Below are 12,333 nucleotides of genomic sequence, written 5' to 3'. Positions count from 1 at the left end.
TCCTAGCGGCGTTCCGCTTTGACGTATTGATTTCATACGGCTATGGTTTGATTTTCTTACGAGCAGTGCGCAATGGATATCAAGACGCAAATCGAGACCTTGCTGAATGCTTTTTGGGACAAGCGAGCGCAGGACATCATCGACGATCCCCTGTCGACAGATCAACTGGGGGCTCCTCTGGACTCCATCTCTGCTATCGACGCGTTTGTCGGTATTGACAAGCTGGTCCAGCGCAAGCTGCCCGTTGAGCTGATCATCCGCCATGGCGGTTATAACTCGAAGGAGCAGTTCGTCACGGACGTTACCGACAAGGTGCTCCGGCATCTCAAGGAGGTGCCGAAATGAGCGATGTCATGTCTTCGGACCGCAATGATATGGGTGATCGCCTGCGGCAGGCTCGCGAGTATGTAGGGCTCTCGCAAGAAGAAGTCGCAACGGCCATGGGGCTGTCTCGTCCATCGATCACTAACATCGAGCTGGGTGCCAGAAAGGTTGAGGCGACCGAGCTCGGGAAGCTGGCGAAGCTATATCGCCGAACATTGGAATACCTTTTGACGGGCATTGAGCCTGCTCCCAGCGGGCCGGAGCAACTGGCATTCCTGGCAAGGGCGGTGAAGGGCTTATCCGACAAAGATCTGGAAGAAGTCGCACGCTTTGCTGAATTTCTGAAGCAATCTGTGCGTAACCGCGGGGAGTAAATCATGGCCGCACGCGACATCGCGATGGCGACAGCCAGGGTGGCTGCCGAGGTCTTCACTTCCTCTCGCGCCATGGAACGCATCGAGCAAGACGGCTACACACGCATTGATCCCTTTCGCATTGCAGCAGACGAAGGCATTTCGGTGTTGTTGCGGCCTATGGAAAAGCTTCTCGGCGCTTTTATGCGTGAGGATTGCCCCGGGATTCTGGTGAACTCGGCTCGCCCAGCCGGCCTGATCCACATGACCTGCGCTCATGAATTAGGGCATTACTTCATGGGCCATCAGAGCGCGCTGGATGAAACCATCGACTATGGTGGCCAGGCCGCGGTGATGGAACAGGAGGCTGAAACCTTCGGCTACCACCTGTTGGTGCCGCGGCCTCTGCTGTCCATCATCTGCAAGCGCAAGGGCTGGAACAAGGCGTCGCTGAGCAATCCTCACGTGCTCTACCAAATGTCTCTTCGACTGGGCGTGAGCTATTCCGCAGCGGCCTGGTCTCTGGTCCGGCACAAGATCCTTTCATACGACGCGGTTCAGGAACTGTTGAAAGTACAGCCTGCCTCGATCAAGCAGTCACTGTTTCAGGGGCAACTGCCGGATGCCACGAAGGACGTGTGGCTGTTCGACGAAAACGATCAATCCTCGGTTCTGGAGCCTCGTCCGGAAGATCACCTGGTAGTGCGCCTCAAGAGCCACGCATCCGCTGGCTACCTGTGGCGGGCGGACTCGGTGGAGCAACTGACCGAACAAGGCTTTACACTGCTTCCATTGACAACCGCGCGCCCTATGGATTCGCAGGCCGTTGTGTTCGGTGCTGAACCCATGCTGGACTATGTGCTCTCGTCGAAGCGGATGGATGTTGAACAACCCCACCCAGTAACGCTTTCCGAAGTTCGACCATGGATGGGCAAGCAGGCCGGCGATGCCTCTTTTCATTCCAAGACTCATTTCGAGCCGATCGTTGAAGGGCTTTCTCGCGAATCGAAGCGCGCGCTGATTCAAGAGGTCGCCGGCTCGTGATAACAGTCGAGTGTCTGGTCGACAACTCCCCGGTCAAAGCGAGAAACCAGGGGAATCGTCCGACGTGCGTGGCCTTCGCCGTGACCGACTTGAATCGTCAATTTTCTGATGATGATCTTGGTCCCGAGTATTTCTACCGCGCGACGATCCAGAGGATTGCTGGTTGGCAACCCGGAGACGGGGTTCAGGCCGTTGCGGCGGCGGAAGCTTCGCAGGCTGGACATGCCCGGGAAGCCGATTTTCCTTATCAGGCAGATGAGCCCGCTGTTCCCCTTGAGGCCCTGCCTGACGCGCTGGAGTTGTTTGGTCACCCCATCCGCTTCTTCAATGCCGCCGTCGATGAACTGATCGATAGTATGCGCATGGGCGTGCCTGTTGGCTTGGCATTGCGGCTTACCTACGAGTTCTATGCGCCTGTCGATGGAATCGTCCCGTTTAGTCATTCGGTCGTTCCCGGGGCAATGCAGCACGCGGTGGTGGCTGTGGGACTGGGTGTTGACGCTCTCGGCGAGGCTTGGTTTTTAATCCGCAACAGCTGGGGGGAAGAGTGGGGCCAGCAGGGGCACGCCTGGATCCCGGCTGAATATATCGCTGTGCATGCGACGTGCACATTTGGAGTGGAACATGGCAGTCCTGATTCAGCATGACCGAGTAGTGTCCGCCTGGCTGGCTGCGGCCCGCCATCTGGCGACGTGCCCAGATTACGTTGCCAGAAACCTGGTGTTGGAGATCGCTTCGCCCGGCGCTCTGGAAGCGCAGGACAGAGATGTCATTGGTGCGGTCGATGCTGCGATCCGGCGGCGCTGGCCGAAGCTTAGTGTGCAGACGGTAGCGGGCACCATCTTCCCGAACGAGATGTATCGCAGGGATGGGCGTCCTGCATTCTATGAGTCTTACCAGAACGCGATGGCTCGCGGGATGAAGGGTGGGACGTGGGGAACCTATGCCCACAGGATGATGCGCAGGGTCAGCCGGGACGGCAAGACGATCTTCAATCCATTGGAGGTGATCGTCCGAAAACTTCAGGCCTCCAAAACTGGCCGCTGCTATCAGGCGGTATACGAGCTGGGTGTGGTGGATGTCGAATACGACATTGAAGACGACGGATTCGGCTTCGAATTGCCGTTGTACGACCCTGCGACTGATGGGAATAAGCCGATGAATATGCCGTGCTTAAGCCATCTCAGTTTCAAGGTGACCGGCGACAAGCTGGACCTGACGGCGGTCTACCGTTCTCATTGGTACGGCCAGAGGGCGCTGGGAAATCTAATCGGGCTGAGCAATCTGCATAAGTTTGTCAGCGAGGAGTCCAAATTCGAGCGGGGCGTTCTGACCTGCATTGCCACCCATGCGTTCCTGGATGTGGAATCGTTGGGCGGCGCGGCAGAAGCCAAGCAAATGCTCGCGGCGTTTCCTGGTTAGAACAGCGAGCCCTGGCGTTTGGAATTGAATGTCTCAACTGGGATGTTGTACAGGGCACTCATTCCGTTGCGGAAGTCCTTGATGCCGCCGTAGCTTGGATGTCGGATGGCAACAACTTCGACATCGAACCGGCTCGCGTAGCTGTAGGCATCCCCGCCAATGGCGACGACGCGGCGCACGCCCAGCCACTTGATCAATGTCTCGTTGAGCAAGTCAACCTTCTGCAGCTCGCGCGCGGTGAACTTGCGATTGGTAAACGGATTGCCTGGCTCGTGTGGGTGAAACGGGAACACGTTCCACAGTAGCGGCGGGAGCGCGAGCGCCCTAAGCACCGACCAGATTTCGGATGCCGTGCGCTCGACCACTGCCGGGCCGACCGTTGCCTGCTTGAAGTTGGAGCCAGGGTAGCGCTGCATCATTTCCGGCAGGTGGTATTCGTCGGTCAACGCAAGCCCGGTCCGCCGCCCGCCGCGATACCCCAAATCTCGTCCCATCCAGATAGTGTCGACACCGATATCGGTCGCGGCCTTGAGGTAGCCACGCAGATTTCGCCGGCGTGCGGCGACGGCATCGCTGCGGTCATGGACGGGGCACTTGTCAGCGTAGGGATTGAACACGTTGTCCAGCTTCAGCTCAGACAGGGCATTCACAAAGGCGGTAGGGTTCATGGCTGCTCTTTCTTTTCTAAAGGTTCAAAGTGCATGGTGTGCTCGTGCACGTTGATATGTACAGTGCCGCCCCGGTGCTTCTGCAATTCGCGAAAGACCTGAAACCCGGTGAGGATCGCTTTTTCCCATTGCCACAGCTTGCACGCCTCGACCTCGTAGCCTTCAACCATGCTTTTGATTTGTTTTAGCACGCTGTAATCCAGCGCGCCTGGCTCGGCGTCGATAAAAAATTTGCGGCTCTTGGCATGATTGAAGATCCAGGTCGCGATGCCTTCCTCGATGATCATCGCGCGGGCACCGTCTTCGTTCTCGTCCTTCTTCGAATCGGACTTACGTTTGCGTTTGAGCAGTGCGCGCAGTACCGGAGACCAGCCCAAGAAGGCAGCGTACGCCAGATGGAAAACGTCGTGGAAGCGGTAATCGTCCGGCTCGTTGCTGTTGTCCGTGAGCCGATCGCCGATGAAAACACCCCTCAGGCTCTGCACAACGTAGCCGTTCTCTGGAGTGCCCCGCTCATTGAATTCCATGGCCAATTCGGCGGGGAATTGTTCATGATCAGGGCACTTGAGATCAAACGGTTGGGGATAAACGGCTTCGTTGTCTGGCCACCGGCTGAGGATCTTGTCGATATTGCTCCGTGCCACATCCTCGAATCTTAGCTCGAAACTAGCACAGGCGATGGCCAGCTCTGCAAGATGAATCCCCAGGTTCTGGCTGCGCGACGGGGGGGACATTGCTCGCATGGATGTAAACGAAACTTCGGCCAGAACACCGGCACGGTTCGCCAGTCTAGCGAGTTGGGAGGAGCGGTCGACATTATCGGGGCTTCTGCGCATCTCCATGAGGCTGTCGATGTGCCGAAAGGTCACCGGCAGGATGGGGGGCAGCTCGCTCTCCCCATACTGGGAGCGCAGATAGGCGATGCAGCTGGCACCTATTTCATCCGGGCCGACATCCACGGCTGCAGCAATGTTGATCAGATACCACAGCGCGTCACCCAGCTCCTCGGCTGCCAGCTCGCTGATTGATGCTGCCAGGCGGTCGCGGCCGACCTTTTTGACTGCGGAGAGCAGACCGCCGACTTCGCCGAAGTAGCCAAATTTCAGCTTCAGATAGCCCCCCTCGTCGGTCTGAAAGCGATTGGTCCCACCGGCCTTCAGTCGGTATTGGGGGATCGATAGCGAAGGTAGCTGCTGTATCGGTGCTGGCATGGAAGGGCCCTTTCCATTAGTTAGATGCCGCAGAGAGCATCTCGATGAGCCTGAATCATCTCGGATCGCATCTGCCTTGCGTAAATGACAATTTTTTCCCTGTCAACGCCATGCGCACCCATCGCCAGTGCACGCGTCCTGACGGACTTGGTTACATCGTAATGCGGATAGAGCGTCTTGGACTGGAACCAGCTGCGTCTCAGCCCGAGTCTGTCAGCGAAGGCGTGCAGCTCATCCAGCGAGTCGGCAACCAGATGGCTCCATTCACGGCCGCGCCACTTGATTTCTTCTGCATCAACATAGACAGCCATGGTGCTCGCCTTGGAAACGAAAATGTGCAAATATTTTGCACATAGTTAGCAAAAAAATTCAATCGAAATGAACGCATCCGACCTTGGCAAAAGTATAAAAACCGTACGCAGGCAAAAGGGATTTACCCTGAAATACCTGCATCAGAGCACTGGAGTTCACTACACTCAGATCTCCAAGATGGAGCGTGGTGGCTGTAAGCTGCCGAGCAAAAATTTGCTAAAAGTTTGTGATTTTTTGCACATTTCGTATGCTCCCGCTACCAAGCCCGCTCGATCCGAAAGCGTGACTAAGAGGGTCCAGGAGTTGATTCGCTCATGGCCGCAAAGCGAAGGGGTTATTCGCCACTTCCTGGAAGGGGTTGAAATGGCGCTTGAGGCTGGGCATTTAACCTAGGTCTCTGGCTTGAGCATTGCTGAAAGGCGCACGCCGATATCGTCGGCACGAAGTACTTTGAGGAGTCGACGGACCTCGAGAGGAAGTATCAGCCTCTACGCCATCATGCGCAGTCTGTGCTGACCCAAAGGATGCTTTTAGTGCCTTCCTGATGGGAGTGACCAGCGTCTCTCCCAGATACCGCTAGAACGCACGCTGGAATGATTCCTTTGGAACGCTGCCTGGCTGCTGCCGGGCTAACGCCAGGAAGCTGGCCGGCCTCGAAGGCCTCGATCAGGGATAGCCTTGAACCAGGCATCCACTTCAGCCCTAAAGTCTTCAGAGAACGTGTTTCGGTAGTTTCGTGAATGAGGGTAGAGATCGTCTCCTGCAAATTGCCGTAGATGTTCAGGAATTTCCACTGCGCTCGCCCCCCAATAAACAAACTCTTCTCCGATCAAAACGTTGTCCGAATAGGTATCTCGGACAAGGTTCGCCTGGTTCAACTGTCCTCCCACGAAGCTGTGATGCGAGTCTTCCTGAATCCAGTTCTCGCCATCCCGATGGTACATGTTGTCACCATAGGCCAGGCTTTTGCTCGCACGCAGGTTTGGCCGTTTGATCCGGAAGGTCTCGTGATCCCAATATTCCTGGAAGGAAAGCTTGTGGGAAACTCGCATCGCGAAGATGACCCTTCCCTCCAGGTTCAGAGCGACGCTGCCACAGCCGACGATAATATCCCCTACCTGGGCTGATCTCCTGATCTGTGGTTTGCAGGTGCCCAGCGTGCAGATGCCGTGAAACGGATTCGGCGCAAAGCCATAATCCCTTACGAGCTTGTACGAAAACACTTTTGGCACATCACTCATTGGCACTTGACCCGATCAATTTCACGTTCTGTGCTCGGGCTGCCGTCCGCGCGCTCCCAGACATGTTCGCCCTGGATGACGTCGCTCAGGCGTGGGCTGTCGAACGTGAGTACAGAAGTGGCATGGTCGTCGAATACCTGAGGCAGTGATTCGACATTTTCGGCAATGGCCACCATGGTTTTGCCACTCGCCGCGGCATGTTCCGCAGCCCGTTGCAGGCCTCCGTACCCTTCTTCCGGAATCAGAAAAATGCTGATGACAGCATTGTCGATGCAGCTTTGGATCTCCTTGGAGACGGGCTGTGCTGCCTGTGCGGCTTCGACTTCCTCCTGCTCGGCCTCGGCCATGCAGACATCGAAGCCTTGCTCATTCAATTGTTGAGAGACGGCCTGGGCTTTTGATTCGAGCCCTGTCGTGAAGACGATGCACGCTTTATCGCTACTCATGTGTGGAACTCCTCAATTGCATGTGTGGGTTATTGGATGGACTCAAGGGAAGAGAGCACCTTGCTCAGCGCTCTAAAGTGCATTTCACAGACGATGGCTATTCATCGTCGTCATTGCCTTCGCGAAAGCTGATCGTGTGATTCTCGAAGTCCGCCATCACATAACCTTTTCGTTTATCAACGAGCTGCCGGAATATGCTGAATCCGTCCATGATCGCCTTTTCCCATTGCCACAATGCGCACCAGGCAACTTCGTAGCCTCTGACGAAATCCTGAATGGACTTCAGCAGGTCATAGTCGACGTGATCGACTTTCTCGAACAGTTCGCACTCAAGCCCGCGACCAAAGATGAACGTGGCCACACCTTCTTCGATGAGAATGGCCCGGGCGCCGTCCTGGTTTTCGTCAAGCTCAGGGTCGCATTTACGTTTCAGATGAAGGAGCGCCCGGAGTACGGGGGACCACCCCAGATGGACTGCGAACGCCAGGTGGAAGACATCGTGGAAGCGATAGTCATCACGCGCCATCTTGTTGTCAGTCAGACGATCGCCAATGATGATCTTGTTGCACTTCTGAATTACGTACTGCTTCTCACCTGCCGTCTCTTCAGCAATGTAGAACTCCAGCCGCGGAGGGAGTCGTTCATTTTTAGGCATGCCGGCATCGAATCGCGGCGGGTAGGTCGTCTCCGCAGGCCATCGGCTGAAGGTCTTCTTGAGGTTTTCAAGCGCAGCGGCGCCCATGTCCACATCTGCTGAGTCCGCAGCGGCGACCAGCGCCCGAAATATCTCCACCATATGGGCGGAGAGCTTATCGCGGTTGTGATCGAAGATTCCGGTCTTGAAGTCGTTGAGAAGGTCACCCACACAGCCGGCTAGAGCAAGCACCTGAGCACTGAATGACTCTTCCGGGACGGGCTGACCGTGGCGGCTCTGCACGTCTGCGAACCCGAGGGTGGGGTCCGCCGGCTTCACGCTGCTCCAATCAGCCAGCTTACGAAAAGCCAGTTGAGCGATGGTAGAGAGATCAATTTTGGCGCGCGTGGCGAGTGTTGAAAAATACCAGAGAGTGTCTCCAAGTTCCTCCAGGATGGTTGCGTTGTAGCGTTTGAAAGCCGCCCGATCGCGCTGGCGTTTCTTGAAAGCACTCAAGAGGCTGCCGACCTCGCCGAATAGACCAAGAACCGTCAGCTCCAGCCCTTCATCAGGCAGCTTGTCGGTCGTTTTCGCGATTTGCTGGTACGTGCTGATACTCATCCGACCGTCATGAATCTCGGGTGGCAGGATGACGAAATGTTCGGGTGTTTTGGATGGGTCGAAACGGTCGTTCGATGGGGGTGAAGTGTGCGCGTCCATGCAGGCTCCAACTGATCTGATATCTCAGGTTCGACCGTCAACGGTGTGAAGTCGATTTGCCATCATCATGATGGATCCGATGTGAGCTGTTCAAGCCCTGATCTTGGGATTCAGACGGAGAGTCGTGGTGCTGACGCGGGCAGAGATGAAGACATTGTTCATCGCCCTGCGTCGAGAGCGGGTGGCATTTGCGGCCACCCACTGATATCGGAGGGGACGCGCCTCCGAGCGCTGAGGTGCGGGCGGTTAAGGGGGAGTTGCTTCCCAGCAAGTTCCGCCATAGTTGCGCGCTCGATTTTTGCGGCTGTCCATTGAATCTGAGCCAACGGGTGAGTTCGACGCCTTTCTCCTGCATCACGGTCAGGAAAAAACAGCGGGTGGGGCTTCCATTCCTCTAGCGGAGCGTCTTGAAGTGATGCTGCATTCCCGAGCAATCCGCCTGGCGGTGTCCAGCTGCAGTTCAATCGCCAGCTAGCTTCTTCTCGTGAGCTGGTAGTCAGTACCGCTTGCGATCGATACAGCTGCTCCATAAAGACGATGGCCGGAACTATCAATTGGAAGAGCTGCTATTACTAGGTCTAGATCTGCATACGAAAGCTCGATTCCGAAAGAGCCACCTGCTGTACCAGTTCCACCCGAATGTCGAGACCAAGGAGATCTCTCTGACCCTCTACATCCGCTCCAACGACCTGGGCCTGGGCACGCCGTTCAACCTCACCGAAGGCGCGGCGCTGCTGAGCCTGATCGGACGCCTGACCGGCTACACGCCGCGCTGGTTCACCTATTTCATCGGTGATGCCCACGTCTACGAAAACCACCTGGACATGCTCAACGAACAGCTCAAGCGCGAGCCGTTCCCGATGCCGAAACTGGTGATTTCCGAGCGTGTGCCGGAGTTTGCCAAGACTGGCGTGTATCAGCCGGAATGGCTGGAGCTGGTGGAGCCGGGCGATTTCTCCCTAGAAGGCTACGAGCACCACGCACCGATGACCGCGCCGATGGCGGTCTAACGCGCACCATCGAACCCATGTGGGAGCGGGCTTGCTCGCGAAAGCGGTCTGTCAGTGAAATCTATATCAACTGACACGGCCCCTTCGCGAGCAAGCCCGCTCCCACATTGGGTTTTGCGGTGTTAGTGGCCGTGACTACGGCCCACATGTGAATGCTCCACCTCCGGCGCCACAACCCCGCCACTCACTTCCAACCGCTGCAAAATCCCGCATTGATCGACTCCCGGCCCTTCGCCACAGCGTTGGCGCAGGTCGAGCAGTTGTGCCTGCAAGGCCAGCAAGCCGTCGATCCGCGCCTTTACATGGTGGATGTGCTCGTCGATCAGTGCGTTGACGCTTTCGCACTGGTCCTGCGGACTGTCGCGAAACGCCAGCAGGCTGCGGATTTCCTCGAGCGTCATGTCCAGGGTGCGACAGTTGCGGATGAAGGTCAGGCGCTCGGCGTGGGCCTGGGTGTAGACGCGGTAATTGCCGTCACTGCGGGCTGGTTCCGGCAGAAGGTTCTCGCGCTCGTAGTAGCGGATCGTTTCCACGGCACAGTCCGTGAGCTTCGCCAACTCTCCAATCTTCATGACGACAATCTCCAAATCTCCAAAATGGGTGCTTGACCCTATAGTGGCTACAGGGTCTTTACTTGGCAACAGGCACTCTTATGGACGCAACCAATGAGCGATTCCCTGCATTCCCACAAACCCGGGGCTGAACACGAGCACAGCCACAAGCTCAAACCCGTGCAAAAGCATGGCCACGGCGGTCACGGCGATTCCTGCTGTTCATCCAGTGCGACGGCGCCAGCGATAGTAATGCTGAGCGAAGCGCCGACGAACGGGGCCAGACTGAGCAACTTTCGCATTGAAGCGATGGACTGCCCGACCGAGCAGACGCTGATCCAGAATAAGCTAAGCAAGATGACCGGTGTGCAGCAGCTTGAGTTCAATCTGATTAATCGGGTACTCGGCGTGACCCACGATTTGCCCGGTATCGAGCCGATCGTCGAGGCCATACAATCCTTGGGCATGCATGCCGAGCCGCTGGATCAGGGCGCGAAAACGCCGGCGTCGAAGCCGGAGCCCCGGAAAAAGCCATGGTGGCCCCTGGCGGTGTCCGGCATTGGTGCATTGCTGGCAGAAGTTATCCACTTCACCGGTTCCGCGCCGAACTGGGTGGTGGCGGTCATTGCGCTGGTCTCGATTCTCAGCGGTGGTCTCGGCACTTACAAAAAAGGCTGGATCGCCCTTAAAAACCGCAACCTGAACATCAATGCGCTGATGAGCATTGCCGTGACCGGCGCGGTGCTGATCGGCCAGTGGCCGGAAGCGGCCATGGTGATGTTCTTGTTCACCGTGGCCGAGTTGATCGAAGCCCGGTCCCTGGACCGCGCGCGCAATGCCATCGGCGGCCTGATGCAGATGACCCCGGACACGGCAACGGTGTTGCAGGCTGACGGGAGCTGGCTTGAGCAGGATGTCAAAACCATTGGGCTCGGCGCGCGGGTACGGATCCGTCCCGGTGAGCGCATCGGCCTGGACGGTGAAGTGCTGTCCGGTCGCTCGACCATCGATCAGGCGCCCATCACCGGTGAAAGCCTGCCGGTGGAGAAAACCGTTGGCGACAAAGTCTTCGCCGGCACCATCAATCAGGCCGGCTCACTGGAGTACGCGGTGACTGCGGCGGGGGATAACTCGACCCTGGCGCGCATCATCCACGCCGTCGAGCAGGCCCAGGGAGCGCGGGCGCCGACCCAGCGTTTTGTCGACAGCTTCTCGAAAATCTACACCCCGGCGGTGTTCGTCCTGGCCCTGGCCGTGGCGGTGATTCCACCGTTGTTCATGGGCGCGTTGTGGTTCGACTGGATCTACCGGGCGCTGGTGCTGCTGGTGGTGGCCTGCCCATGTGCACTGGTGATTTCCACGCCGGTGACCATCGTCAGCGGCCTCGCGGCAGCAGCGCGCAAAGGCATTCTGGTCAAGGGTGGCGTCTATCTGGAGGGCGGTTACAAGCTTGACGCCCTGGCCCTGGACAAGACCGGCACCATCACCCATGGCAAACCGGTGCAGACCGATTACCTGTCGCTGGACCCGACCGCCGACGAGTTGGCACCGGCCATTGCCGCCGCGCTGGCCGGGCGCTCGGATCACCCGGTTTCCCTGGCCATCGCCAAAGCGGCTGTGGATAAGCAAATCGAGCCACTGGTTGTGGATAACTTTGAAGCGCTGGGTGGGCGTGGTGTGCGCGGCGAGATCAACGGCCAGCTCTATCATCTGGGTAACCATCGTCTGGTGGAGGATCTGGGGCTGTGCTCGCCAGCGCTGGAAGAGAAACTGTTCGCCCTGGAAAAACAGGGCAAGTCGGTGGTGCTGCTGCTTGATTCGTCCGGCCCGTTGGCGCTGTTCGCCGTCGCCGATACGGTAAAAGAGTCCAGCCGTGAAGCCATCCGGCAACTGCATGAGCTTGGCATCAAAACCTTGATGCTCACCGGCGATAACGTCCACACCGCGCAAGCCATTGCTGAGCAGGTCGGCATCGACGAGGCCAGGGGCGACCTGTTGCCGGGTGACAAATTGCAGGCTATCGAGGCCCTTTATGCCCAAGGGCGCCGGGTCGGCATGGTCGGTGACGGCATCAACGACGCCCCGGCCCTGGCGCGTTCCGAGATCGGTTTCGCCATGGCCGCCGCCGGCACCGATACTGCCATCGAGACCGCTGATGTCGCCTTGATGGACGACGATCTGCGCAAGATCCCGGCATTTATTCGCCTGTCGCGGCAGACATCGAGCATCCTCAAGCAGAACATTGCCCTGGCATTGATCATCAAGGCGATCTTTCTTGGGGTAACCTTCGCCGGGGTCGCTACCATGTGGATGGCAGTGTTCGCCGACATGGGCGTGAGTCTGCTGGTGGTGTTCAACGGTTTGCGCCTGCTGCGCAAATAAAGGATGAGGGACGGT

Annotated in this window: 14 protein-coding genes and 1 pseudogene; 8 read left to right on the top strand and 7 right to left on the bottom strand. The window is 57.6% G+C overall.

What is annotated here, in order from left to right:
* Window positions 1–72: 72 nt before the first annotated feature.
* The 5 genes from QMK54_RS29625 (at window position 73) to QMK54_RS29605 (ending at window position 3,143) form a co-directional block, all read left to right on the top strand.
* Window positions 73–345, top strand: coding sequence for a hypothetical protein (locus QMK54_RS29625; protein WP_320401756.1), 273 nt, complete (start codon window positions 73–75; stop codon window positions 343–345).
* Window positions 342–698: a helix-turn-helix transcriptional regulator gene (locus QMK54_RS29620; RefSeq protein WP_320401755.1), complete on the top strand. Its 357-nt coding sequence runs from the start codon at window positions 342–344 to the stop codon at window positions 696–698. The genes QMK54_RS29625 and QMK54_RS29620 overlap by 4 nt, the downstream gene beginning before the upstream one ends.
* 3 nt (window positions 699–701) lie before the next feature.
* Window positions 702–1,721, top strand: coding sequence for an ImmA/IrrE family metallo-endopeptidase (locus QMK54_RS29615; RefSeq protein ID WP_320401754.1), 1,020 nt, complete (start codon window positions 702–704; stop codon window positions 1,719–1,721).
* A gap of 80 nt (window positions 1,722–1,801) precedes the next feature.
* On the top strand, window positions 1,802–2,368 hold the full coding sequence (locus QMK54_RS29610) for a C1 family peptidase (RefSeq protein ID WP_320401753.1): 567 nt from the start codon (window positions 1,802–1,804) through the stop codon (window positions 2,366–2,368).
* Window positions 2,346–3,143, top strand: a complete 798-nt coding sequence (locus QMK54_RS29605) for a hypothetical protein (RefSeq protein WP_320401752.1) — start codon at window positions 2,346–2,348, stop codon at window positions 3,141–3,143. Before QMK54_RS29610 ends, QMK54_RS29605 begins: the two co-directional genes overlap by 23 nt.
* On the opposite strand, the gene QMK54_RS29600 is transcribed toward QMK54_RS29605, so the two are convergent.
* From QMK54_RS29600 to QMK54_RS29590, 3 genes are read right to left on the bottom strand one after another with little or no spacing between them, the layout of a single operon-like run.
* A complete protein-coding gene (locus QMK54_RS29600; protein ID WP_320401751.1) occupies window positions 3,140–3,811 on the bottom strand; it encodes a uracil-DNA glycosylase in 672 nt (223 codons plus the stop codon). The two genes, QMK54_RS29605 and QMK54_RS29600, sit on opposite strands and share 4 nt — an antisense overlap.
* Window positions 3,808–5,022 carry a nucleoside triphosphate pyrophosphohydrolase family protein gene (locus QMK54_RS29595; RefSeq protein WP_320401750.1) on the bottom strand — a complete coding sequence of 405 codons (1,215 nt, stop codon included), beginning with the start codon at window positions 5,020–5,022 and terminating at the stop codon, window positions 3,808–3,810. The genes QMK54_RS29600 and QMK54_RS29595 overlap by 4 nt, the downstream gene beginning before the upstream one ends.
* A gap of 20 nt (window positions 5,023–5,042) precedes the next feature.
* The gene (locus QMK54_RS29590; protein WP_320401749.1) at window positions 5,043–5,333 is read right to left on the bottom strand and encodes a DUF4031 domain-containing protein; all 291 of its coding nucleotides are present in this window, start codon (window positions 5,331–5,333) and stop codon (window positions 5,043–5,045) included.
* Between the two features lie 67 nt (window positions 5,334–5,400).
* Here QMK54_RS29590 and QMK54_RS31330 point away from each other — a divergent pair, with 67 nt between their 5' ends.
* Window positions 5,401–5,727 carry a helix-turn-helix domain-containing protein gene (locus QMK54_RS31330; protein WP_413787353.1) on the top strand — a complete coding sequence of 109 codons (327 nt, stop codon included), beginning with the start codon at window positions 5,401–5,403 and terminating at the stop codon, window positions 5,725–5,727.
* Window positions 5,728–5,963: 236 nt separating this feature from the next.
* Here QMK54_RS31330 and QMK54_RS29585 read toward each other — a convergent pair whose 3' ends face one another.
* The 3 genes from QMK54_RS29585 to QMK54_RS29575 all read right to left on the bottom strand — a co-directional run bounded on the left by QMK54_RS29585 (window position 5,964) and on the right by QMK54_RS29575 (window position 8,375).
* Window positions 5,964–6,575, bottom strand: a complete 612-nt coding sequence (locus QMK54_RS29585) for a hypothetical protein (protein WP_320401748.1) — start codon at window positions 6,573–6,575, stop codon at window positions 5,964–5,966.
* Entirely contained in the window at window positions 6,572–7,021 is a 450-nt protein-coding gene (locus QMK54_RS29580) for a hypothetical protein (protein ID WP_320401747.1), read from the bottom strand. The genes QMK54_RS29585 and QMK54_RS29580 overlap by 4 nt, the downstream gene beginning before the upstream one ends.
* Before the next feature lie 97 nt (window positions 7,022–7,118).
* Window positions 7,119–8,375, bottom strand: coding sequence for a nucleoside triphosphate pyrophosphohydrolase family protein (locus QMK54_RS29575; RefSeq protein ID WP_320401746.1), 1,257 nt, complete (start codon window positions 8,373–8,375; stop codon window positions 7,119–7,121).
* 614 nt (window positions 8,376–8,989) lie between these two features.
* Here QMK54_RS29575 and QMK54_RS29570 point away from each other — a divergent pair.
* A pseudogene (locus QMK54_RS29570) lies at window positions 8,990–9,385 on the top strand (thymidylate synthase); the annotation flags it as partial.
* 122 nt (window positions 9,386–9,507) lie between these two features.
* Here QMK54_RS29570 and cadR read toward each other — a convergent pair.
* Window positions 9,508–9,957 carry a Cd(II)/Pb(II)-responsive transcriptional regulator gene (gene cadR / locus QMK54_RS29565; protein WP_110660215.1) on the bottom strand — a complete coding sequence of 150 codons (450 nt, stop codon included), beginning with the start codon at window positions 9,955–9,957 and terminating at the stop codon, window positions 9,508–9,510.
* Window positions 9,958–10,050: 93 nt separating this feature from the next.
* Here cadR and QMK54_RS29560 point away from each other — a divergent pair, with 93 nt between their 5' ends.
* Window positions 10,051–12,318: a heavy metal translocating P-type ATPase gene (locus QMK54_RS29560; protein ID WP_320401745.1), complete on the top strand. Its 2,268-nt coding sequence runs from the start codon at window positions 10,051–10,053 to the stop codon at window positions 12,316–12,318.
* Window positions 12,319–12,333 lie beyond the last annotated feature (15 nt).

Source organism: Pseudomonas sp. P5_109 (assembly GCF_034009455.1).
GTDB lineage: Bacteria > Pseudomonadota > Gammaproteobacteria > Pseudomonadales > Pseudomonadaceae > Aquipseudomonas.
Note: the sequence above shows the minus strand (reverse complement) of the source record. Positions and strands in the feature narration are given on the sequence as shown.

Coding starts and splice junctions, on each gene's coding strand:
- QMK54_RS29625 (WP_320401756.1), top strand. CDS start 73: ATGGATATCAAGACGCAAATCGAGACCTTGCTGAATGCTTTTTGGGAC.
- QMK54_RS29620 (WP_320401755.1), top strand. CDS start 342: ATGAGCGATGTCATGTCTTCGGACCGCAATGATATGGGTGATCGCCTG.
- QMK54_RS29615 (WP_320401754.1), top strand. CDS start 702: ATGGCCGCACGCGACATCGCGATGGCGACAGCCAGGGTGGCTGCCGAG.
- QMK54_RS29605 (WP_320401752.1), top strand. CDS start 2,346: ATGGCAGTCCTGATTCAGCATGACCGAGTAGTGTCCGCCTGGCTGGCT.
- QMK54_RS29600 (WP_320401751.1), bottom strand. CDS start 3,811: ATGAACCCTACCGCCTTTGTGAATGCCCTGTCTGAGCTGAAGCTGGAC.
- QMK54_RS29595 (WP_320401750.1), bottom strand. CDS start 5,022: ATGCCAGCACCGATACAGCAGCTACCTTCGCTATCGATCCCCCAATAC.
- QMK54_RS29590 (WP_320401749.1), bottom strand. CDS start 5,333: ATGGCTGTCTATGTTGATGCAGAAGAAATCAAGTGGCGCGGCCGTGAA.
- QMK54_RS31330 (WP_413787353.1), top strand. CDS start 5,401: ATGAACGCATCCGACCTTGGCAAAAGTATAAAAACCGTACGCAGGCAA.
- QMK54_RS29585 (WP_320401748.1), bottom strand. CDS start 6,575: ATGAGTGATGTGCCAAAAGTGTTTTCGTACAAGCTCGTAAGGGATTAT.
- QMK54_RS29580 (WP_320401747.1), bottom strand. CDS start 7,021: ATGAGTAGCGATAAAGCGTGCATCGTCTTCACGACAGGGCTCGAATCA.
- QMK54_RS29575 (WP_320401746.1), bottom strand. CDS start 8,375: ATGGACGCGCACACTTCACCCCCATCGAACGACCGTTTCGACCCATCC.
- cadR (WP_110660215.1), bottom strand. CDS start 9,957: ATGAAGATTGGAGAGTTGGCGAAGCTCACGGACTGTGCCGTGGAAACG.
- QMK54_RS29560 (WP_320401745.1), top strand. CDS start 10,051: ATGAGCGATTCCCTGCATTCCCACAAACCCGGGGCTGAACACGAGCAC.